Source organism: Pseudomonas sp. 8Z (assembly GCF_902506535.1).
Classification (GTDB): domain Bacteria; phylum Pseudomonadota; class Gammaproteobacteria; order Pseudomonadales; family Pseudomonadaceae; genus Aquipseudomonas.
Window position 1 is genome coordinate 1 of record NZ_LR733825.1, and the last position, 21217, is coordinate 21217.

Annotated in this window: 14 protein-coding genes and 5 pseudogenes; 6 read left to right on the top strand and 13 right to left on the bottom strand. The window is 61.4% G+C overall.

The annotated features are described in order from the left end of the window. The 9 genes and pseudogenes from tssI (AERO9A_RS04250) to AERO9A_RS04295 form a co-directional block, all read right to left on the bottom strand. Positions 1–641: pseudogene (gene tssI, locus AERO9A_RS04250) on the bottom strand (type VI secretion system tip protein TssI/VgrG); the annotation flags it as partial. A gap of 13 nt (positions 642–654) precedes the next feature. Continuing rightward, a pseudogene (gene tssI / locus AERO9A_RS04255) lies at positions 655–1890 on the bottom strand (type VI secretion system tip protein TssI/VgrG); the annotation flags it as partial. A 2-nt stretch (positions 1891–1892) separates the two neighbouring features. Continuing rightward, a pseudogene (gene tssI / locus AERO9A_RS04260) lies at positions 1893–3204 on the bottom strand (type VI secretion system tip protein TssI/VgrG); the annotation flags it as partial. A 456-nt stretch (positions 3205–3660) separates the two neighbouring features. Further along, positions 3661–4134, bottom strand: a complete 474-nt coding sequence (locus AERO9A_RS04270; protein WP_159970696.1) for an Hcp family type VI secretion system effector — start codon at positions 4132–4134, stop codon at positions 3661–3663. Positions 4135–4456: 322 nt separating this feature from the next. Further along, positions 4457–5740, bottom strand: a complete 1284-nt coding sequence (dctM, locus tag AERO9A_RS04275) for a C4-dicarboxylate TRAP transporter large permease protein DctM (RefSeq protein ID WP_159970697.1) — start codon at positions 5738–5740, stop codon at positions 4457–4459. Then, entirely contained in the window at positions 5737–6366 is a 630-nt protein-coding gene (locus AERO9A_RS04280) for a TRAP transporter small permease (protein ID WP_159970698.1), read from the bottom strand. Before AERO9A_RS04280 ends, dctM begins: the two co-directional genes overlap by 4 nt. Before the next feature lie 125 nt (positions 6367–6491). Next, positions 6492–7484, bottom strand: a complete 993-nt coding sequence (gene dctP / locus AERO9A_RS04285; protein WP_159970699.1) for a C4-dicarboxylate TRAP substrate-binding protein DctP — start codon at positions 7482–7484, stop codon at positions 6492–6494. A 314-nt stretch (positions 7485–7798) separates the two neighbouring features. Then, entirely contained in the window at positions 7799–9184 is a 1386-nt protein-coding gene (locus AERO9A_RS04290) for a sigma-54 dependent transcriptional regulator (RefSeq protein ID WP_159970700.1), read from the bottom strand. Continuing rightward, positions 9181–10992: an ATP-binding protein gene (locus AERO9A_RS04295; protein ID WP_159970701.1), complete on the bottom strand. Its 1812-nt coding sequence runs from the start codon at positions 10990–10992 to the stop codon at positions 9181–9183. Before AERO9A_RS04295 ends, AERO9A_RS04290 begins: the two co-directional genes overlap by 4 nt. A gap of 213 nt (positions 10993–11205) precedes the next feature. Between AERO9A_RS04295 and AERO9A_RS22680 the strand changes: the two are divergent. Together AERO9A_RS22680 and AERO9A_RS22685 are read left to right on the top strand one after the other, a co-directional pair. Beyond that, a pseudogene (locus tag AERO9A_RS22680) lies at positions 11206–11961 on the top strand (MCP four helix bundle domain-containing protein); the annotation flags it as partial. A gap of 270 nt (positions 11962–12231) precedes the next feature. Continuing rightward, positions 12232–12825: pseudogene (locus AERO9A_RS22685) on the top strand (methyl-accepting chemotaxis protein); the annotation flags it as partial. Here AERO9A_RS22685 and rfbD read toward each other — a convergent pair. From rfbD to rfbB, 4 genes are all read right to left on the bottom strand, one after another. Further along, a complete protein-coding gene (gene rfbD / locus AERO9A_RS04305; RefSeq protein WP_159970703.1) occupies positions 12807–13682 on the bottom strand; it encodes a dTDP-4-dehydrorhamnose reductase in 876 nt (291 codons plus the stop codon). The pseudogene AERO9A_RS22685 and the gene rfbD sit on opposite strands and share 19 nt — an antisense overlap. Further along, positions 13679–14227 carry a dTDP-4-dehydrorhamnose 3,5-epimerase gene (gene rfbC / locus AERO9A_RS04310; RefSeq protein ID WP_159970704.1) on the bottom strand — a complete coding sequence of 183 codons (549 nt, stop codon included), beginning with the start codon at positions 14225–14227 and terminating at the stop codon, positions 13679–13681. The genes rfbD and rfbC overlap by 4 nt, the downstream gene beginning before the upstream one ends. Then, positions 14224–15096 carry a glucose-1-phosphate thymidylyltransferase RfbA gene (gene rfbA, locus AERO9A_RS04315; protein ID WP_159970705.1) on the bottom strand — a complete coding sequence of 291 codons (873 nt, stop codon included), beginning with the start codon at positions 15094–15096 and terminating at the stop codon, positions 14224–14226. Before rfbA ends, rfbC begins: the two co-directional genes overlap by 4 nt. Before the next feature lie 84 nt (positions 15097–15180). Further along, complete coding sequence (rfbB, locus tag AERO9A_RS04320) at positions 15181–16242, bottom strand: dTDP-glucose 4,6-dehydratase (RefSeq protein ID WP_159970706.1); 1062 nt, start codon at positions 16240–16242, stop codon at positions 15181–15183. A 336-nt stretch (positions 16243–16578) separates the two neighbouring features. Between rfbB and AERO9A_RS04325 the strand changes: the two genes are divergently transcribed. Genes AERO9A_RS04325 through AERO9A_RS04340 form a run of 4 tightly spaced genes read left to right on the top strand, consistent with a single transcriptional unit; the run spans position 16579 to position 21209 of the window. After that, entirely contained in the window at positions 16579–18012 is a 1434-nt protein-coding gene (locus AERO9A_RS04325; RefSeq protein ID WP_159970707.1) for an undecaprenyl-phosphate glucose phosphotransferase, read from the top strand. Positions 18013–18014: 2 nt separating this feature from the next. Continuing rightward, complete coding sequence (locus AERO9A_RS04330; protein ID WP_159970708.1) at positions 18015–19472, top strand: mannose-1-phosphate guanylyltransferase/mannose-6-phosphate isomerase; 1458 nt, start codon at positions 18015–18017, stop codon at positions 19470–19472. Further along, complete coding sequence (locus tag AERO9A_RS04335; RefSeq protein ID WP_159970709.1) at positions 19472–20383, top strand: glycosyltransferase family 2 protein; 912 nt, start codon at positions 19472–19474, stop codon at positions 20381–20383. The genes AERO9A_RS04330 and AERO9A_RS04335 overlap by 1 nt, the downstream gene beginning before the upstream one ends. Positions 20384–20387: 4 nt before the next feature. Beyond that, the gene (locus AERO9A_RS04340) at positions 20388–21209 is read left to right on the top strand and encodes a polysaccharide biosynthesis/export family protein (RefSeq protein ID WP_256665857.1); all 822 of its coding nucleotides are present in this window, start codon (positions 20388–20390) and stop codon (positions 21207–21209) included. Positions 21210–21217: the final 8 nt, after the last annotated feature.

Sequence of the window (21217 nt, forward strand, 5' to 3'; positions counted from 1 at the left end):
ACCAGCGTTGCGCCGCCGCCGTCGAGTTTGATGAAGCTGCCGCCGCCTTTGAGGGTCAGTTCGCTGCCGGCTTCGAGCACCACTTTCAGGCCGCTGGAGAGGTGGATTTCCTGGCCAGCCTTGATGAGCTGGCCGTTGCCGAGCTTGATGTGCTGGCTGTCGCCGACGGTGAGGTGGTCGTTGGCCTTGATCTCGGTTCTGCGGTCGGCGTGGGTGGTGCGGTGTTCTTCGGCCTTGAAGTGGCTGTAGGTGTTGGCTTCTACGGTGTCGTGGCGTTCATTGCCGACGCGGATCTTCTGGTCGTGCTCGATGTTTTCGTCCCAGTCGCGCTGGGCGTGGACGTAGATTTGTTCGGCGCCCTTGCGGTCTTCGATGCGCAGTTCGTTGTAGCCGCCACCGCCGGGGCTGCTGAGGGTCTTGAACACGCTTCTTGTCTTGTTCGCCGGCAGGTCGTAGGGCACCACGTGTTCGGCGTGGTACAGGCAGCCGGTGACCAGCGGTTGGTCGGGGTCGCCTTCGAGGAAGGTGATCAGCACTTCCATGCCGATACGCGGGATGGTGATGGCGCCGTAGCGGTCACCGGCCCAGCTTGAGCTGACGCGTAGCCAGCAACTGGTCTTGTCGTCGGCTTGGCCTTCGCGCTTCGAGGAAGGTGATCAGCACTTCCATGCCGATACGCGGGATGGTGATGGCGCCGTAGCGGTCACCGGCCCAGCTTGAGCTGACGCGTAGCCAGCAACTGGTCTTGTCGTCGGCTTGGCCTTCGCGATCCCAGAAGAATTGCACCTTCACTCGGCCATATTGATCGCAGTGGATTTCTTCGCCAGCCGGGCCGGTGACCACGGCACTCTGGCTGCCGAGGATGCGCGGCTTGGGGTGCTTGAGCGGCGGGCGATAAGGCACGCCCCACGGTGTGGCGGTGAAGCGGTTGCGATAGCCCTGGGTGAAACCGTCGGCAGGTTGGGTGTCGCTGGTCACCGACTCTTCCAGCACCTGCGGCTGCTTGCCTTCGTGCTGCACGTCGGTGAGAAGCCAAAGCTGGTTCCACTCGCTGCGTGGGTGATCGGTCAGGTCGAGGAAGTGGCCGCTGACCAGGGTGGGCGAGTCGCCGTCACCTTCGGCTTGTTCGAAGTCGTGGCGGTGGCGTTCCAGCGCGCGTTTGGCCAGGTGCTTGCCGCGCTCGCGGTCGGTGTAGCGACCGGGGTAGTCGTAGTCTTCCAGCTTGGGCTGGGCATCGCCTTCGGCCTTGGCCTCCAGTTGCAGGCGCGGCTTCTCGAAGTCGTAGTCGCGGCGGGTGACCTGACTGGTGCGGGTTTCCAGGCGGGCGCCGAAGTGTTTGATCACCGGGTCGTCGGCCACCAGGCCGGTGTCCTGCTGGTAGGCCAGCGGCGCCAGGCGCGGGAACACGGTCTGGTCGTCGCCGAAGGTGAGGATGTGGCCATCAGCGCTGTGCTGGAAGTGGTAGTGAATCCCTTCCTCTTCGCACAGGCGCTGGACGAAGTGCAGGTCAGTCTCGTCGTACTGCACGCAATACTCGCGCTCGGGGTAGATCGAGCCGAGTTGGAATTGGTAAGCGTCGGCCTGGATGCCGTGCTCTTCGAGCACCTGGCCGATGATCTTCTCCACCGTCAGGTGCTGGAAGATGCGCTGGTTGGTGCGGTGCGCCAGGTAACGGAGCTGCGGCACGATCGTCAGGCGATAGCGGGTGATGCGATGGCCGGATTCGCCCTGGGCAATGCGGTGGATGATGCCGTGGATGCCGGCGCCGTTCTGGTCGAAGGCGAGGAAGGCGCGCTGATGCAGCAGGCTTTCCAGGTCGAGGTCAGGGCGTTCGCTGATCAGCTCGACGTTGAACGCGTAAGGCTGGCTGATCGCCTCGCGCCCGTTGAATCTTCGAGGAAGGTGATCAGCACTTCCATGCCGATACGCGGGATGGTGATGGCGCCGTAGCGGTCACCGGCCCAGCTTGAGCTGACGCGTAGCCAGCAACTGGTCTTGTCGTCGGCTTGGCCTTCGCGGTCCCAGAAGAATTGCACCTTCACTCGGCCATATTGATCGCAGTGGATTTCTTCGCCAGCCGGGCCGGTGACCACGGCACTCTGGCTGCCGAGGATGCGCGGCTTGGGGTGCTTTAGCGGCGGGCGATAAGGCACGCCCCACGGTGTGGCGGTGAAGCGGTTGCGATAGCCCTGGGTGAAACCGTCGGCAGGCTGGGTGTCGCTGGTGACCGACTCTTCCAGCACCTGCGGCTGTTTGCCTTCGTGCTGCACGTCGGTGAGCAGCCAGAGCTGGTTCCATTCGCTGCGTGGGTGATCGGTCAGGTCGAGGAAGTGGCCGCTGACCAGGGTGGGCGAGTCGCCGTCACCTTCGGCCAGTTCGAAGTCATGGCGGTGGCGTTCCAGGGCGCGCTTGGCCAGGTGCTTGCCGCGCTCGCGGTCGGTGTAGCGACCGGGGTAGTCGTAGTCTTCCAGCTTGGGCTGGGCATCGCCTTCGGCTTTGGCTTCCAGTTGCAGGCGCGGTTTTTCGAAGTCGTAGTCGCGGCGGGTGACCTGGCTGGTGCGGGTTTCCAGGCGGGCGCCGAAGTGTTTGATCACCGGGTCGTCGGCAACCAGGCCGGTGTCTTGCTGATAGGCCAGCGGCGCCAGGCGCGGGAACGGGGTCTGGTCATCGCCGAAGGTGAGGATGTGGCCCTCGATGCTGTGCTGGAAGTGGTAGTGGATGCCTTCTTCTTCGCACAGGCGCTGGACGAAGTGCAGGTCAGTCTCGTCGTACTGCACGCAATACTCGCGCTCGGGGTAGAGCGAGCCGAGTTGGAATTGGTAAGCGTCGGCCTGGATGCCGTGCTCTTCGAGCACCTGGCCGATGATCTTCTCCACCGTCAGGTGCTGGAAGATGCGCTGGTTGGTGCGGTGCGCCAGGTAACGAAGCTGCGGCACGATCGTCAGGCGGTAGCGGGTGATGCGATGGCCGGATTCGCCCTGGGCAATGCGGTGGATGATGCCGTGGATGCCGGTGCCGTTCTGGTCGAAGGCGAGGAAGGCGCGCTGATGCAGCAGGCTTTCCAGGTCGAGGTCAGGGCGTTCGCTGATCAGCTCGACGTTGAACGCGTAAGGCTGGCTGATCGCCTCGCGCCCGTTGAATTCAAGCACCTGCAGGTCGTGTTCGACCCCTTCGATGCTCAAGCTGAAATGGGTCTGGTTGGCCNCCTGGGCAATGCGGTGGATGATGCCGTGGATGCCGGCGCCGTTCTGGTCGAAGGCGAGGAAGGCGCGCTGATGCAGCAGGCTTTCCAGGTCGAGGTCAGGGCGTTCGCTGATCAGCTCGACGTTGAACGCGTAAGGCTGGCTGATCGCCTCGCGCCCGTTGAATTCAAGCACCTGCAGGTCGTGTTCGACCCCTTCGATGCTCAAGCTGAAATGGGTCTGGTTGGCCGGGGCGAACATCGTTGTTCCTCTCGTTTCGATCCATGAAGGCGCGGGCCATTCTAGGCAGGCGGCGCGGCCAAGGCTGTGTTCGGTTTGGCGCTTGTGGACAAAGGTGTAAAGCGCGTCGCGGCTAAAGCCCCTCCCACAGCTTCACACCCATCCACACAATTCGGCGTAAACACAACGGCCAGGTCGATGCCTGGCCGCTGCGGTGACGCATGAACTCAGCCAGCGATTAGGCGGAGATCGGGGTACGCCAGTCGTCGGAGCCGGAAGTGCCGGAGACTTCGTGGGTCCAGACGATTTTGCGGTAGGTGAAGTAGACGTCTTCCAGGTGAGTGAAGTGCGCCATGTTCGGGTCCTGGCAGTTCGGCATGCGCGACTGAACGTCGACGATCACGGCGTCTTCCAGTTCGATGGTGAAGTAGTGCTCTTGAGTACCGGTGGAGGAGGTGCGGTACCACTCCAGACGGCACTTGTTCAGACGCTCACCGGAGGTCAGGGCGTTGAAGATCAGCGGCGAGGACTTGTCGAAGACCTTGGTGATCATCAGCGGCTTGTGCACGCGCTGGCCGGTCGGTTGGCCGGACTGCGGGTCACGCGGGATGATGACCTGGTGGTTGTAGGCTTGAACCAGAATCTGGTCTTCATGACCTTCCTGGAAAATGTTGCCGACCGAGTCCTCGGTGAAGGTGCCAGCGGTGATCATTGGAAGGGAGCCATGAATCAATTCGCGATCCTTTACGGAGATCGCTTCACCAGGCCCGCCTGGTGAATTCACTGTCCGTCGGGTGACGGGCGTTAACGCCCGCACACAAAAAATCTGACAGTCTCGCGAAACCAAAGACATCAACAAAGCGCGACAATTCGGAACAAGCAACAAGCAACAAGCAACAAGCAACAAGCAACAAGCAACAAGCACTCACACAAACTTGCCAGTCCGGTATTCAACCAGTCATTCCCCCTGAAAATGCGATAAACCATAAAAAAGCCCGGCACTAGGCCGGGCGAAGGTGTATCGGTTGGTTCGCTTAGCTCACGCCCAGCCAGTTCGGCAGTGCCATGGACACGGCCGGGATGTAGGTAATGATCATCAGGAAGCTGAGCAGCAGCATCAGCCACGGCATGGCTGCGCGGATTACGGCGGTCAGCGGCATGCCGGTCACCGCTGAGGTGACGAACAGGTTCAGCCCCACCGGCGGCGTGATCAGGCCGATTTCCATGTTCACCACCATGATGATGCCCAGGTGAATCGGGTCGATGCCCAGTTGCATGGCAATCGGGAACAGGATCGGCGCCAGAATCAGGATGATCGCCGACGGTTCCATGAAGGCACCGGCTACCAGCAACACGACGTTCACCACCAGCAGGAACTGCCATGGCTGTAGACCCAACTCCACTACCCATGCAGTAATCTGCTGCGGGATCTGCTCGGTGGTCAGCACGTGAGCGAAGAGCATGGCGTTGGCAATAATGAACATCAGCATGATGGTCAGCTTGCCGGACTCCAGCAGCACTTTCGGGCATTCGCGGATGGTCAGATCCTTGTACACGAACAGGGCGACGAAGCCTGCGTACACGGCGGCCACTGCAGCGGCTTCGGTCGGGGTGAACATGCCGGTGTAGATGCCGCCGAGGATAATCACCATCAGCAGCAGGCCCCAGAACGCCTCGCGAGCGGCACGCAGCCATTCGCGGAAGCTGGCGCGCGGCAGGGCTGGCAGCTTCTTGATGCGGGCCACGACGTAGATCGCCACCATCAGCACCACGCCCAGCAGCACGCCCGGAATCACCCCGGCCATGAACAGCTTGCCCACCGATTGCTCGGTCGCAGCGGCGTATACCACCATCACGATCGACGGCGGAATCAGAATGCCCAACGTACCGGCGTTACAGACGATACCGGCACCGAATGCCTGTGGGTAACCGGAACGCACCATGCCGGCAATGGCGATGGAGCCAACAGCAGCCACGGTGGCGGGCGAGGAGCCCGACAGTGCGGCGAACAGCATGCACGCCAGCACCGCGCCGATAGCCAGACCGCCACGGATGTGGCCGACGCAGGCGTTGGCGAAGTCGATCAGGCGCTTGGCCACGCCGCCAGTGGTCATGAATGCGCCGGACAGCAGGAAGAACGGGATCGCCAGCAGGGTGTAGTGCTCACTGGTCTCGAACAGCTTGATCGCCAGCGAACGCACCGAGTCAGGGCTGAACAGCATGATGGTGATGGAGCCAGCCAGGCCGAGGGACGCGGCAATCGGCACGCCAATGAACATCAGCAAAAACAGCAGCAGGAAGAGGAACAAAACGGTCATTGCTTGTGCTCCTCGTGTTCATTGACCTTCAGGGCGTCTGCGGCCTCGTCGGCCAGGCCCAGGCCGGTTTGCTCGTCGCGCAGGATTCGCACGAGGATCTCCAGAAAACGAATGAATACCATGGCGTAGCCGAACGGCACGATCATGCCGATATGCCACTGGGCGATGCCATAGTGGCCGAGGTCTTCGGCACCGATACCGGCGGTGAACAGGGTGCGAACCCAGTCGAAGCTACCGACCGCGATCAGGCCGGCATAGCCCAGGCAGCACAGGCAGGCGATCACACCGATAAAGCGTTGCACGCCGCGTGGGGCGAGTTTTACCAGCGCGTCGACGCCGATATGGCCTGCAGTACGCACGCCGTAGGCCAGGCCGAAGAAAATCAGCCAGCCGAACAGGGCTTTGGTCAGCGCGCTGCTCCAGGTCATGGCTTGGGCCAGGTCGAGGATGTGGTCGCCGATACCGAGCAGGGCCTCGTTACCGCCGAAGTAATCGCCCAGCCAGTAGAAAACGGTATAGAGGTTGTTGAGGATCACGTAGACGAACGTAACCAGAGTCATGGCCGCGAGCAGGAAGGCGATAAAGCCTTCTTCGAAATGCTCCCAGGCGCGCCGCAAGGCGTTCATGGACAATCTCCCGAATGGAAAGGGCAGGGGCAGGCGGTTGCCCGCCCGTAACAGCATGTCGGCGCCTGGCGGCGCCGGCGTGGGTCAGCGCCCGATGGCACTGCCCACGTTACGGCTCTGCGGCCTTATTGCTGGTTGGCAGCTTGCGCAGCCTTGATCAGGTCAGCACCGATCTCACCCTCAAACTTCTTCCACACCGGCTGCATGGCGGTACGCCATTCGTTGCGCTGCTCGGGAGTCAGGGTCAGGATCTCGGTGGTACCAGCGGCCTGGATGCGCTGCTTGTCACCTTCGTTGAGGGCATCAGCTTGCTTGTTCACCTCGACGGTGACCTCGGCGATGATCTTGGTCAGCTCGTCGCGTACGTCAGCCGGCAGACCGTCCCAGAACTTGGTGTTGGTAATCAGCATGTAGTCCAGCAGACCGTGGTTGGACTCGGTGATGTACTTCTGCACTTCGTGCATCTTCTGGCTGTAGATGTTCGAGTACGGGTTCTCGGCACCGTTGACCACGCCAGTCTGCAGACCTTGGTAAACCTCGGCGAAGCTCATCTTACGCGGGTTGGCGCGCACGGCCTTGAACTGCTCTTCCAGTACGGCGGAAGCCTGTACGCGGAACTTCAGACCACGGGCGTCCTTGGGCTCGAGCAGCGCCTTGTTGGCCGACAGTTGCTTCAGGCCGTTGTGCCAGTAAGCCAGACCGGTGATGCCTTTGTCGGTCATGGAGGTCAGCAGTTTCTGGCCTTCAGGGCTTTTCTGGAAGCGATCGACAGCCGCCATGTTGTCGAACAGGAACGGCAGGTCGAACACCTGCAGTTGCTTGGTGTACTGCTCGAACTTGGCCAGCGACGGGGCGATGATCTGTACGTCGCCGAGCAGCAGCGCTTCCATTTCCTTGCCGTCACCGAACAGCGAGGAGTTCGGGTAGACCTCGACCTTCACTTTGCCCGGCAGACGCTCTTCGGCCAGTTTCTTGAACAGCTCGGCGCCTTGACCTTTCGGCGTGTGCTCGGCCACGACGTGGGAGAACTTGATGACGATTGGATCGGCTGCCTGGGCCAGGCCAGCGATGGACAGGGACAGGGCGCAAGCCAGCGCCTTGGCGGACAGTTTGAACATGCGAGTGCTTCCTCTTGTTGTGTTTATAGCGTTGACACCGGAGCGTCTTGACGGACGAACAAGAGCAAGTCTAGGCGGCTTGGGGAAAAATGCCGTCGATGGGCAGCGAGGCCTGGACTTGTACTTGTTGGGTTCGCCTGAGGCATGCTCAGAGCAACCCTTGTGCCAGAGTGCCATTGCTGTTGCTACAAGCGTATGAAACGCCTGTAAAAGCCTGATCTAGAGAGGGCACGAGTTGGCCGGGCATTGCCCTGCGCAGCTCGTTTGAGCCGCGAAGGTCAAGAGATGAGGTAAAAGTGGCGGTTAGCCGCCACTTACTCGAAGTCATCTGGCGAGCTTCCGCCAGATCCTGAGAAATTCAGGCCGTGCTTGCGCAATTTGTCGTGCAGGGTCTTGCGTGGGATACCCAAAGCTTCGGCCAGGCTGCGCAGTGAGCCGTGTGGACGGCTCAACTCGCCAGCGATAAGGGCGCGCTCGAAGGCTTCCACCTGTTCGCTCAGGCCGCCACTGATCGCTGGCAGGCTTGGTGCGTTGCTGTCCAGTGATAACTCCAGCCCCAGGGCGAAGCGTTCGGCTGCGTTCTGCAACTCACGTACGTTGCCTGGCCACGGGTGACGCAGCAGTAGCGCGCGTTGGCCTGGCTGCAGCTCGCGCACCGATAGGCCATGACGGCCAGCGGCACTCTCGCTGAAGTGCTGGAACAGCAGCAGGGCATCTTCACCGCGCTCGCGCAGGGGTGGAATCGATAGCGGGGCGACGTTCAGTCGGTAGTAAAGGTCAGCACGAAAACGCCCGCGGTCAGCGGCCTGGCGCAGATCCTCTTTGGTCGCGGCAATGACGCGGATATCGAGAGGGATCAATTGGTTGCCGCCCAGGCGCTCGACCACGCGCTCTTGCAGCAAACGCAGCAGCTTGACCTGTACGTCCAGGCTCATACTTTCGATTTCATCGAGGAACAGGGTGCCGCCGTTGGCGAATTCGAACTTGCCGATGCGGCGCTTCTGCGCGCCGGTGAAGGCGCCGGCTTCGTGGCCGAATAGTTCGCTTTCCACCACAGATTCGGCGAGCGCGCCGGCGTTGATGGCGACGAATGGGCCGTCGCGGCGATTGGATAGATCGTGCAGGGCGCGGGCGACGACTTCCTTGCCTGCCCCGGTCTCGCCGAGGATCAGTACATCTGTGCTGATGCTGGCCAGGGCGCCAATCTGCTCGCGCAGGCGCAGCATGGCCGGTGACTGGCCAACCAGGCGTCCGGCCAGTTGCTGGCGGTCGGTCAGAGCCATGCGCAGGCTGCGGTTTTCCAGTACCAAGCGGCGCAGGTCGAGCGCGCGGCGCACGCTGTCGAGCAGTGCATCGTTGGCGAAGGGTTTTTCCAGAAAATCGTAAGCACCGGCACGCATCGCCTGCACGGCCAGAGGTACATCGCCGTGGCCGGTGATCAGCAGCACGGGCAGTTGGGCATCGCGCTCGCGCAACAGTTGCAGCAGTTCGAGGCCATCGGTGCCGGGCATGCGGATATCGCTGACCACTACGCCAGGCCAGTCGGCTGGAATCCGTTCAGCCACCCCCTTGGCATTGCCTAGGCTCTGTACTTTGAGGCCGGCGAGGTCGAGCGTCTGGCTGAGCGCCTGGCGCAGGTGGGCGTCATCGTCGATCAGCAGAACCTGGGTACGGCTGTCGATAGCGCTGTCGCTGGTCATGGCGAGGGATCCTCTGGGGGTTGCAGGTTGACGCCGGGGCTGGCCAGGCGCAGGCGTAGGGTGATCAATGCGCCGCCTTGCGGGTGGTTGTCGAGCACGAGCTCGCCGCCGAGGGCGCGCATCAGGGTTTCGCAGATGGCCAGGCCCAGGCCCAGGCCTTGGGCGCTGGTTTTGGTGGTGAAGAACGGCTCGCGGGCGCGGGCCAGCGACTCTGCACTGAAACCGGGGCCATTATCGCGCAGTAGCAGTTCGAGCAGGTCGCCCTGGCTCTGAACGCTGAGCCATATACGCCGTGGCGGCGCCTTGTCGGCAAGCGCGTCGAGGGCGTTGGCCAGCAGGTTGCCGAGCACCTGGCGCAGGCGGGTTTCGCCAGCCTGCACCCAGAGTGTGGCGTCCGGTACATCACGGATCAGTTCCACGTCCATGGCTCGTCGCCGCTTGGCCAGTAAGGATAGGGCATCGTCCAGCGCCGGTTGCAGGGCGACGCGCTCCGGGGCATGGCGATCGCGCCGGGCGAAGGCACGCAGGTGGGCGATGATCGAGGCCATGCGTTCGGTCAGTTCGCGGATCAGGCCGAGATTGGCGCGTACGTCGTCGTTGCGCTGGTGGTCGAGCAGGGTGCTGGCGTTTTCCGCGTAGCTGCGAATGGCTGCCAGAGGCTGGTTGAGTTCGTGGCTGATGCTGGCGCTCATGGTGCCCAGCGCGGATAGCTTGCCGGCCTGTACCAGTTCATCCTGCGCTCGCACCAGTTCTTGCTGGGCCTGTTCGCGCTCCAGAACTTCCTGCTTGAGGCGGCTGTTGAGCAATTCCAGATCATGCGTTCGCTCGGTCACGCGCTGCTCCAGCTCGGCTTTGGCGCGGCTGTCGAGGGCGATGCGTTCGAGGTAGTGGCGACGGCGCTGCATCAACAGGCTGAGCAATAGCAGCAGTACCAGCAGTGCTGTGGCGCTGACTGCCACAGCACTGCGTACCGGGCGGTCGAGGAGCGTGCGCGGGGCGAGGATGTTTACCGTCCAGCCGGTTTCTTCCAGTACGCGGCTTTGCGTCAACCAGGCGTCCGTGTCGAGATTGAGTGTCGGCGGCGCCAAGGTCGGGTAGGGCTGGTTGGCCGCGATGGCGGCTTGCTCGACACGATCCAGCGGGCGGCTGGCATGAAAGCGCCAATCGGGGCGCGAGGTGAGAATCACCACACCATTGGTGTCGGTCACCAGCAGTTGTTCGGGGGTGTTGCCCCACAGTGTTTCGGTGTGGTCGAGGTCGACCTTGACCACCAGCGCGCCGATATTGCGCTCGCCTTTGCGCACCGGGTACGCGAAGTAATAGCCGCGCTTGCCCGAGGTGGTGCCGAGCCCGAAGAAGCGCCCGAGTCGGCCGGCCAGGGCCTCGCGGAAGTACGGGCGAAAGGCGAAGTTGCCGGAAATGAAGCTGTCGGGTTTGTCCCAGTTGGAGGCGGCCAGGGTGACGCCGCGCGGATTCATCAGGTAGATGACGTCAGCCCCCGTCTGTGCGCGGGTGCGGGCTAGCAGGCGGTTGGCGCCATCGAGTACTGCCGGATCTTGCGGCGCTTCTAGAGCGGCGCGTACGCCGGGCAGGTCGCCGAGAATTTGCGGCAGCACCTCGTAGCGGCGCAGAGTGCCCAGCAAGTTGGCGACGTACAGGTCGAGGGTCTGGCGGTTCTGTTCGATCAGCACATCGCGGTAATAACGCTCAGCCAGGTAATGCACGGGCCATAGCAGTGGCGCGAGCAGCAGTGCCAGCAGCAGTAGGCTGCGCCAGCGAGGGCGGCGAAGAGGTCGTGTTCTGGACATGGAAAGCTGAGTAAGAAGGAATGAAACGGCTGATACGCAATGAGCAATATGGGGCGCTACTGTAGCGTAGCGCTCATGATTCGTGGCGTGTTTAAGCGTGGTAGCAGATCAGAGGTGGAATGCTGGGATAGGTATGGCTTTTTAGTGTCAGCGCCGAGACATCTCGTGTTACATTTTTGCCTCTTTGCAAGGGATTGACGGGGTTCGGTAGCGATGCAGTTGTCTGTGCGTAAGCGTTTGTTGCTGTTGGCTTTGCTACCGATGATCGTGCTGGCGTTAGTCATTGCCATGGCAGTCAACAATGGCAGCCGTTTGAATCATAACTTCGAAGCGCTGTTCAAGGATCGGTTGCAGCCAGTCAGTCAGCTCAAAGTGTTGGCTGATGCCTATGCCGTGGCCATCGTCGACGCCTTGCACAAATACCGAGCCGAAGTATTTGACGCCGACACGTTGCGTCAGGAACTCGATGCCGCCCAGCAGCGCGGTGATCAGGCGTGGAACGCCTATTTGGCGAGCAGTATGACCCCGGATGAGCAGGTGCTGATTGCACAGGTTCGCGTCGACCTGCAGAACGTACGGCAACTGGTTAACCGTTATCGCAGCGCACTCGATGAGGGGCGGTTGCGAGCGCTAGAGCCGATTGCCTTTAACCGAGAGCTGTATGGCACCTTCGATCCCTTCGGCGGAGAACTGGCGGAGTTGATCGACCTGCAGCTACGGGAAGGCCAGAAGCTGGGTGTCAGCACCGGCGAGCTCTACGAATCGATGCGTAACACCTTTATCGGCATTGGTCTGATCGCCCTGTTGGTGGTGTTGTCGATGACCATGCTGATCGGCCATTCGATCATTCGCCCGCTGGCGGCCTTGCGCGGTGTGATTGCCGCTGTGCAGGAACACTCGAACCTGACGTTGCGTGCCAACTCCGATGGTCGTGACGAGGTGGCTGACACGGCGCGAGCATTCAACACTCTGCTCGAACACCAGCAGGCGCTGATCTGTCACCTGACCGACACGGCCACCCAGTTGGCCGCAGCGGCTGAAGAAATGAATGCGATCAGTGCGCAGGCCAGCCATTGTGCTGCCACTCAGGGTGACCAAACCAATATGGTGGCCACGGCGGTGCATGAGATGAGCGTTGCTGTGCAGGAGGTGGCGCAGAATGCCCAGAACATGGCGGGCGCCGCTGCTGAGGCTAACCGTGAGGCTCGTCAGGGGCGGGCTTTGGTGCAGGCCAACCTCAATGCCATCCATGATCTGTTCTCCAGTGTGGAGGAGGCAGGCGTCGTGATCGATGGCTTGCATAGCCATAGTGACGATATCGGCAAGGTGCTCGGGGTGATCCAGAGTATTGCCGAGCAGACCAATTTGCTGGCGCTTAACGCGGCTATCGAAGCTGCGCGTGCTGGCGAGGCCGGGCGCGGCTTTGCCGTGGTCGCTGATGAGGTGCGCGGCCTCGCCGGTAACACTCAACAGGCCACCGAGTCGATTCGCAGCATGATCGAGCGTTTACAACATGGTGCCCGCAGTGCGGTTAATGCCATGGTGCGTTCGCGTGAGCAGGCGCAGAACAGTGTCGGCCATGCTCGTCAGGCTGACGAGGTACTCAACCAAATCGCGCTGGCCATTGAAGGCATTGCTGACGGCAACGTGCAGATTTCAGCGGCGACCGAAGAGCAGACGGCTGTGGTCAGCGAGATCAGCCAGAACATCACGGGTCTCAATGACAGCATCGGCGAGGTCGTCAGTGGTGCTGGGCAAAGCTCGCAGGCCAGTCGTGAACTCGCACACCTGGCCAGCGGCCTACGGCAGCAAGTTCAGCGTTTTATCGCCTGAGGCTCGCTCAGGCAGGCATCGAGTGCCTGCTCCCAGTGTGGCAGGCTCACTTGCCAATCCTGCGCCAGTCGTTCGCCATCCAGGCGCGAGTTGAGCGGTCGGCGTGCGGGTGTGGGGTAGTCGCTGGAGGGAATCGGCAGCAGCTCGGCGCAGTGCTTGCCCTGTGCGCGCAGACGCTCGGCGATGGCGCTGGCAAAACCGAACCAACTGGTCTGGCCTTGGCAGGTGAGGTGGTAGGTGCCCCAGTGGTAGCGGCCTTGCTGCCACTTCTCAATCAGCTCTGCGGTGGCACTGGCAATGCTGCCGGCCCAGGTCGGCGCGCCGATCTGATCATCCACCACCTTGAGCTGTTCACGTTCTTGCAGCAGGCGCTGCATGGTCAGCAGGAAGTTGCGCCCGTGCTGCGAGTAGACCCAACTGGTGCGCAGGATCAGATGCTCGCAGCCGCTGATGCGTAGCGCCTGCTCACCGGCGGCCTTGCTGGCGCCATAGACGCCCAGCGGGCGCGGTGTGTCGGCCTCGCGGTAGGCCGTGGCCTTACTGCCGTCGAAGACGTAATCGGTGGAGTAGTGGATCAGTGGGATGTCCAGCTCGAAGCAGGCATCGGCCATGGCGCCCGGCGCCTCGGCATTGATGGTGAAGGCCAGTTCGCGCTCCTGCTCGGCCTGGTCGACCGCTGTATAGGCGGCGGCGTTGATGACCAGCGTCGGACGTTCACGGAGGATAACCTCGCCCAGCTTCTGCGGTTGCGCCAGGTCGAAATCGGCGCGGCCCAGGCTGACCAGTTCATGTTGGGCGAGTGCGCGTTGCAGTTCTCGGGCGACCTGACCGGTATGGCCAGTGATCAGAATTTTCATGGGAAAACCTCGGCGTCGGCGAAGGCCGCTCCTTGCTGATCCTTGGCCGACAGCACCGGCGTCAGACCATCCAGCGGCCAGTCGATGGCCAGTTGCACGTCATCCCAGCGGATGCACCGTTCGTGCGCCGGGGCGTAGTAGTCGGTGGTTTTGTAGAGGAACTCGGCGTACTCGCTGAGCACCAGAAAACCATGGGCGAAACCCTCAGGCACCCAGAGTTGGCGCTTGTTCTCGGCAGACAGGTGCACACCGACCCATTGGCCGAACGTCGGCGAGCTACGGCGAACATCCACCGCTACGTCGTAGACCTCACCTGCGGTGACGCGCACCAGCTTGCCCTGCGCCTGCTGCAACTGATAGTGCAGGCCGCGCAATACGCCGCGTGCCGAGCGCGAATGGTTGTCCTGAACGAAGTCGCGCTGCACGCCGGTCAGCTCGGAGAAGCGTCGGGCATTGAAGCTCTCGTAGAAAAAACCGCGTTCGTCGCCGAATACCTGCGGCTCGATGATCAGCACTTCTGGCAGATCTGTGGCGATGATGTTCATGCGTCGTCCTCGGCGAGTTTGTACAGGTATTGGCCGTAGCCCGTCTTGCCGAAGGCCTTGGCCTGTTCCAGCAGGCGCTGGCGGTCGATCCAGCCCTGGCCGTAGGCAATTTCTTCGAGGCAGGCGATCTTCAGACCCTGGCGCTTTTCCACGGTCTGCACGTAATGCGAGGCATCCAGCAGACTGTCGTGGGTGCCGGTGTCGAGCCAGGCGAAGCCGCGGCCGAAGCGCTCGACGCGCAGATCGCCACGGGCCAGGTAGGCGTTGTTGACGTCGGTGACCTCCAGTTCGCCGCGTGGCGAAGGCTTGACCGCCTTGGCGATCTGCACCACGTCGTTGTCGTAGAAATACAGGCCGGTAACGGCGTAGCTGGATTTCGGCTGCGTCGGCTTTTCCTCGATGGACAAGGCGTTGCCGGCGGCATCGAACTCCACCACGCCGAAACGCTCGGGGTCACTGACCCAGTAGCCGAATACCGTGGCACCGCTCGGTTGACTGGCGGCGCGCAGCAGTTTTTCGGTGAAGTGCTGGCCGTGGAAGATGTTGTCGCCAAGGATCAGGCACACCGCGTCATCACCGATGAACGACTCGCCGATCAGGAAGGCCTGGGCCAGGCCGTCCGGCGAGGGCTGCTCGGCATATTGCAGATGGATACCGAACTGGCTGCCGTCGCCGAGCATCTTGATGAAGTTGGGCAGATCCTGCGGGGTGGAGATGACCAGAATGTCGCGAATGCCCGCGAGCATCAGCACCGACAACGGGTAATAGATCATCGGTTTGTCGTAGATCGGCAGCAGTTGCTTGGACACGCCGAGGGTGATGGGGTGCAAGCGGGTGCCGGAGCCGCCGGCGAGGATGATGCCTTTCATGTGTGCTGTGCTCCTTGTCGATGCGCCGGGCGGGTGCAACGCGCCGCTGTCTGGCTGGGGGGCACCCGCCCTACGTCTTGAACTTTAGAGGGTGCCGAGTCGTTGTCCCTGGTAGCTGCCATCCTGCACGCGGCGGCACCAGTCTAGGTTGTCCAGATACCACTGCACGGTCTTGCGCAGGCCGCTTTCGAAGGTCTCCTGCGGTACCCAGCCCAGTTCGCGTTCGATCTTGCCGGCGTCGATGGCATAGCGCAGGTCATGGCCTGGGCGATCCTTGACGTAGGTGATGAGGTCTTCGTAACGAGCGATGCTGGCAGGCTTCTCGGGTGCCAGCTCTTCCAGCAGTGCGCAGATGGCTTTCACCACATCAAGGTTCTTCTGCTCGTTGTGCCCGCCGATATTGTAGGTCTCGCCCACCGTGCCGTGGGTGACCACCTGCAGCAGGGCGCGCGCGTGATCCTCCACGTATAACCAGTCGCGCACTTGTTGGCCGTTGCCGTACACCGGCAGCGGCTTGCCTGCCAGGGCGTTGAGGATCATCAGCGGGATCAACTTCTCCGGGAAGTGATAGGGGCCGTAGTTGTTCGAACAGTTGGTGATCAGCACCGGCAGGCCATAGGTGCGTTGCCAGGCGCGAACCAGGTGGTCGGACGCCGCCTTGCTCGCCGAGTAGGGCGAACTAGGTGCATAGGGTGTGGTTTCGGTGAAGAGGTCGTCAACGCCGTGCAGGTCGCCGTAGACCTCGTCGGTGGAAATGTGGTGCAAGCGAAAAGCTGCCTTGCGTTCGTTATCCAGTCCCAGCCAGTAGGCGCGCACGCTCTCCAGCAGGCTGTAGGTGCCAACGATGTTGGTCTGGATAAAAGCCGCCGGGCCATCGATGGAGCGGTCGACGTGCGATTCGGCGGCCAGATGCATGACTGCATCGGGCTGGAACTCGGCCAAGAGCTGGCTGACCAGCGCATGGTCGGCGATGTCTCCCTGCACGAAGCGATAGCGCGGGCTGTCGCTGATGGGCTGTAGCGACTCCAGATTACCGGCATAGGTCAGTTTGTCGAGGTTCAGGACCTGGTGCTCGGTTGCCAGAATCAGGTGACGAATCAGGGCCGAACCAATGAAACCAGCGCCGCCGGTGATCAGAATACGCATGGAAAACCTATCAGTGTGAGGCTACTTGGTCGTGGCGATCATAAACCAGCGTAGAGGTTCATCCGAGTTGGAGTGCGTGATTAAAGCATGGCAGCCCGTGGCCGAAACCTTTGGATGAGAGCCTTCACACTCGGCGCTTTTGCGCTGATTTCATGGCGTCATTTATCAGTTGTGCTATTGGTTAAGTTGGATGTTGAAACGCCAGCATAAAAGTGGTTTAGTCGCGCCATAATTGTTGACGAAATATTGTCATCTTGGCGTTTATACGGATTTTTTCTGCCTTTTTTCTGGCGTTTAGAGCGTGCAAACAGAAGCTATGGCGGGGGTAACGGTTTCATGCGTCAGTCGTCAGTTGGTGGCTCATTGCTGGCGCGCCCTGGCTTCATCGAGTACTTCCTTGCAGGTTGTCGGCTGGTTCATGGACTTACCGCTGCGTTGCCGGGATTGCTGCTTTTGCTGTGGTTGTCGGAGGAACCGGCCCTTACGCAGAGCTATGCGACGGTGCTGCTGTTTTTCAGCGTGCTGACGGTGATGATGTTCCAGGCGCTCGGCATTTACTCCGATGAGATTTTCAGCAGTTTGCTGCGCTTCCGGGTGATGTTTTTCGCCTGGTCGGCGGCCTTTTGCCTGTTGCTGTTCATGCATCAGGCGCTGGCCATGTTCAATTTCATGCAGTGGTATTACCTGAGCTTCTGGTTCCTCGCCAGCCTGATGGCGTTCGGCGCCGAGCGGTTGTTGGTGTTGTCGCTGTTTCGTTACTGGATTCGCTCCGGGCAGCACCTGCAGGCCGCAGTGATACTTGGCGCGACCGAAAACGGCATACGGCTAGCTGAGTTCATGATGCGTCATGCCGATGTTCGCTCGGGGCTTATCGGCTTCATCGATGACCGTATCGGGCGCTTGCCTGAGAAAGTGGCAGGCCTGCCGCTGCTGGGCAATAGTCGAGAACTGGAACGCCTGGTGCGCGAGGAGCGTATTACTCAGGTCCTGGTCGCTTTGCCCTGGGCGGCGGAAAACCGCATTGGGCAGATTGTCCGTGAGTTGCGGCGCTTGCCGGTTAACGTCTTGCTGGTGCCGGATATGCTGGCCTTTCGGCATGCGCGTAATCGGATCACGCAGGTTGCCGGTTTGCCGATGTTCAACGTGTCGGAACGGCCACTCGATGGCTGGTCGCCATTGATCAAGCGTTTGGAAGATCTGCTTCTGGCGTCGTTGGCGCTGACTCTGGCTTTGCCCGTCATGATTCTGGTGGCGTTGGCGATCAAGCTCGATTCGCCAGGGCCTGTGCTGTTTCGGCAAAAGCGCTATGGCTACAACAACAAGCTGATCGAGGTGTTCAAGTTCCGCTCGATGTACTGCGATAAGGCCGACGCCAACGCTGAACGGCAAACGACGCGCGACGATGATCGCATCACGCGAGTTGGTCGTTTGATTCGCAAGACCAGCCTGGATGAGCTGCCACAGCTATTCAATGTCCTGCTGGGCAGTATGTCGATGGTTGGGCCGCGACCGCATGCTACGGCGACCAAAGCGGCGGGTATCCTCTTCGAGGAGGCGGTCAAGGAGTACACCGCGCGTCATCGGGTCAAACCGGGCATCACCGGTTGGGCGCAGATCAACGGCTATCGAGGTGAGACCGATACGCTGGAGAAGATCGAAAAACGCGTCGAGTTCGACCTGCAGTACATCGAGAGCTGGTCTGTCTGGTTCGACCTTTACATCCTGTTCCGCACCTTGCCGGCGGTTCTTTTCACCCGAGAGGCCTACTAGTCATGAGCGCCCTTGTTCCCTGCATCATCGCTGGTGGCGCCGGTACCCGCCTGTGGCCTGTGTCGCGGGAGGCCATGCCCAAACCCTTTATGCGTCTGGCCGACGGCCAGAGTCTGCTGCAGAAAACTTTCGAGCGTGTCGCCGGGCTGGCTGACGTTGCCCAGTTGCTCACCGTGATCAATCGCGAGTTGCTGTTTCGCACGCTTGATGATTACCGGGCAATGAATCGTGGGCGTTTGGGCCTGGACTTTCTGCTTGAGCCGCTTGGGCGCAATACCGCGCCGGCCATCGCGGCAGCAGCGCTGCATGTCGCGCGTCACTACGGTGACGATGCCCACCTGCTGATATTGCCCGCCGATCATTTGATTCGTGAGCAGGCTGCGTTTGTTGCGGCCATCGCTCAGGCCCGCGAGCTGGCTGATGCCGGTTGGCTGGTGACCTTCGGGGTTCGTCCGACTCACGCCGAAACCGGCTATGGCTACATTCAACAAGGTGAGGCGCTAGAGCAGGGCGGTCACGCTGTCGCCAGCTTCGTGGAAAAACCCGACCTGGCCACTGCGCAGGGCTATTTGGCCGGTGGCCAGCACCTGTGGAATGCCGGCATGTTCTGCTTTCGCGCCGATGTGCTGCTGCGTGAGCTGCGCGAGCATGCACCGGAGGTGGTCGAGGGGGTGGAGCGCTGTCTGGCGCAAAGCGCGCCTGCTGCGGGCAAGCAGGGTGTGCAGTGTGAGCTGGATGCGCAGAGCTTCGCCCAGGTGACAGACATTTCCATCGACTACGCGCTGATGGAGCGCTCTGCCAAGGTGGCCGTAGTGCCTTGCGATCTGGGCTGGAGCGATATCGGCTCGTGGCAGGCGCTGCGTGAACTGACGCCCGCCGATGCCAATGGCAACCAGATTCGTGGCGAGGCGGTGCTGCACAATGTCACCGGCTGCTACATCGATTCGCCCAAGCGCTTGATCGGTGCTGTCGGCGTGCACGATCTGGTGGTGGTCGATACGCCCGATGCCTTGCTGATTGCCGACGCCAACAACACCCAGGACGTTAAGTACGTTGCCCAGCAATTGAAGGCGCGTGGCCATGAGGCCTATCGTCTGCACCGCACCGTCACGCGGCCATGGGGCACCTACACCGTGCTTGAGGAAGGCTCGCGTTTCAAGATCAAACGCATCATGGTGCGCCCCGGCGAGTCGCTCTCATTGCAGATGCACCACCACCGTAGCGAACACTGGATTGTCGTCAGTGGCATGGCACGGGTAGTCAATGGCGAGCGTGATTTCTTGCTCAACACCAACGAGTCGACCTTCATACCGGCAGGTCATCGTCACCGTCTGGTGAATCCAGGCGTGATCGATCTGGTGATGATCGAGGTGCAGAGCGGTGAGTACCTGGGCGAGGACGATATCGTGCGTTTCAACGATATCTACGGGCGCACAGGCGATGGCAAGGTGCCGGGCTGATGCGTGTCGCGCTGATTATTCCGACCCGCAATGCGGGTGCTCATCTTGATCGACTGCTGCCAGCTCTCGCCGCGCAAACGCTGCAGCCGGATGAGTTTCTCGTGGTCGACAGCGCCTCGCGCGACGATACCGTGGCGCGTTTTCGCCATGCCGGTGCTCGGGTCGAGGTGATCGAGCCGAGCCAGTTCAACCATGGCGGCACGCGGCGCTGGGCCAGTCAGCAGGTCGCGGCCGATGTGCTTATCTATCTGACTCAGGACGCCATTCCGGCGGGGCCGGAGAGTTTTGCTCGGGTGGTGGCCAACTTGCAGGCTGAGGCGGATATCGGCGTCGCTTACGGACGCCAATTGCCACACCCGGACGCGGGCCTGCTGGGGGCGCAATCACGGCGCTTCAACTACCCGGCGCAGGGGCGAACCAAGCGTTTGGCCGATGCTGCGCAGTTGGGCATCAAGACGTGTTTCAGTTCTGACTCCTTCGCGGTCTACAATCGCACCGCGCTAGAGGCGGTTGGCGGCTTCCCGCAGGACGTGATTGGCAGCGAAGACGCCTATGTCGCCGCGCGCATGCTCCTGGCTGGCTATGCCGTGCGTTATGCCGCCGATGCCGAAGTACAGCATTCCCATGATTACCGCTTGCTCGAAGAGTTTCGCCGCTATTTCGATATCGGCGTGTTCTATGGGCGTGAGCGCTGGATCGGCCAGGCCTTTGGTACTGCCGGTGGTGAGGGCTTGCGCTATGTGCGTGCAGAGCTTGAGGCGCTGCAGGGAGCCGGGGCACTGTGGCGAGCTCCAGAAGTGCTGCTGCGCACCTTTTGCAAGTTGTTGGGGTATCGCTTGGGCCATGTTGAGGCGTACCTGCCTCGTGCCATGAAGCGCCGTATTAGCATGTTTTCCACCTACTGGACCTAGACCTATGTTTGCTCATACTCGAATGTCATCCGTTCAGTCCCGGCTCTGGGTTACGGCCTTGCTGGCGGTGTTGCTGGCAGGCTGCAGTACGCCTGCCCGCGTGCACTTACCCGACGACGATGCGCTCAAGCTACGCCACTCGGAGATCTACAAGCTGGCCGACCTGCCACCTCCGCAGGTGCGTATTCAGAGCGGCGATACCCTGCGCATCGTGCGTGACGCACAGGAACCTTCTGAGAAGGACGACATGACCCTGTTTGTGGTGCGCCCCGATGGCCTGTTTTCGATGCCTTACGTGGGGCTGATTCAGGCGGCGGGGCGTACGCCCGAGGATGTAGCCAAAGAGGTCACGGGCAAGCTGAGCAAGATCTACCGCCGCCCCAACGCCACGGTGAACATCGCCATCGCGCCGAGCAACAAGGTTTACGTCGGCGGTGCCGTGCCCAATGCGGCGTTCTTCGACCTGGTCGGTCACGCCACTCTGGAGCAGGTGCTGCTGGCCTCTGGCGGCGTGCTGCCCTCGGCTGACAGCGACAATATCGCCCTGCTGCGCGCCGGTGATGACGGCAAGTACAAACTGTATTTCTTCAGCCTGGCGTCGTTGCTGCAAGACAAGGAACGCCCGATGGTGGCCATGCAGCGTGGCGACATCATCTATGTGCCGCAGTCTGGCATCGGCAGCGCGGTGGAGGCTGTGGATATGTACTTCACCCGACTTATTCCGATCAACAAGGGCATTGGGGTTGGGTTCAACTATGACCTGAACTCAAGGGATATCAGCAACAGCGGTAACACCACCAATAATATTGGAACCGTCAATAACTAATCATGTTG

Bases quoted from the DNA above. Each gene is read 5' to 3' on its own strand.
- AERO9A_RS04270 (WP_159970696.1), bottom strand. From the start codon at position 4,134: ATGATCACCGCTGGCACCTTCACCGAGGACTCGGTCGGCAACATTTTC.
- dctM (WP_159970697.1), bottom strand. From the start codon at position 5,740: ATGACCGTTTTGTTCCTCTTCCTGCTGCTGTTTTTGCTGATGTTCATT.
- AERO9A_RS04280 (WP_159970698.1), bottom strand. From the start codon at position 6,366: ATGAACGCCTTGCGGCGCGCCTGGGAGCATTTCGAAGAAGGCTTTATC.
- dctP (WP_159970699.1), bottom strand. From the start codon at position 7,484: ATGTTCAAACTGTCCGCCAAGGCGCTGGCTTGCGCCCTGTCCCTGTCC.
- AERO9A_RS04290 (WP_159970700.1), bottom strand. From the start codon at position 9,184: ATGACCAGCGACAGCGCTATCGACAGCCGTACCCAGGTTCTGCTGATC.
- AERO9A_RS04295 (WP_159970701.1), bottom strand. From the start codon at position 10,992: ATGTCCAGAACACGACCTCTTCGCCGCCCTCGCTGGCGCAGCCTACTG.
- rfbD (WP_159970703.1), bottom strand. From the start codon at position 13,682: ATGAAAATTCTGATCACTGGCCATACCGGTCAGGTCGCCCGAGAACTG.
- rfbC (WP_159970704.1), bottom strand. From the start codon at position 14,227: ATGAACATCATCGCCACAGATCTGCCAGAAGTGCTGATCATCGAGCCG.
- rfbA (WP_159970705.1), bottom strand. From the start codon at position 15,096: ATGAAAGGCATCATCCTCGCCGGCGGCTCCGGCACCCGCTTGCACCCC.
- rfbB (WP_159970706.1), bottom strand. From the start codon at position 16,242: ATGCGTATTCTGATCACCGGCGGCGCTGGTTTCATTGGTTCGGCCCTG.
- AERO9A_RS04325 (WP_159970707.1), top strand. From the start codon at position 16,579: ATGCGTCAGTCGTCAGTTGGTGGCTCATTGCTGGCGCGCCCTGGCTTC.
- AERO9A_RS04330 (WP_159970708.1), top strand. From the start codon at position 18,015: ATGAGCGCCCTTGTTCCCTGCATCATCGCTGGTGGCGCCGGTACCCGC.
- AERO9A_RS04335 (WP_159970709.1), top strand. From the start codon at position 19,472: ATGCGTGTCGCGCTGATTATTCCGACCCGCAATGCGGGTGCTCATCTT.
- AERO9A_RS04340 (WP_256665857.1), top strand. From the start codon at position 20,388: ATGTTTGCTCATACTCGAATGTCATCCGTTCAGTCCCGGCTCTGGGTT.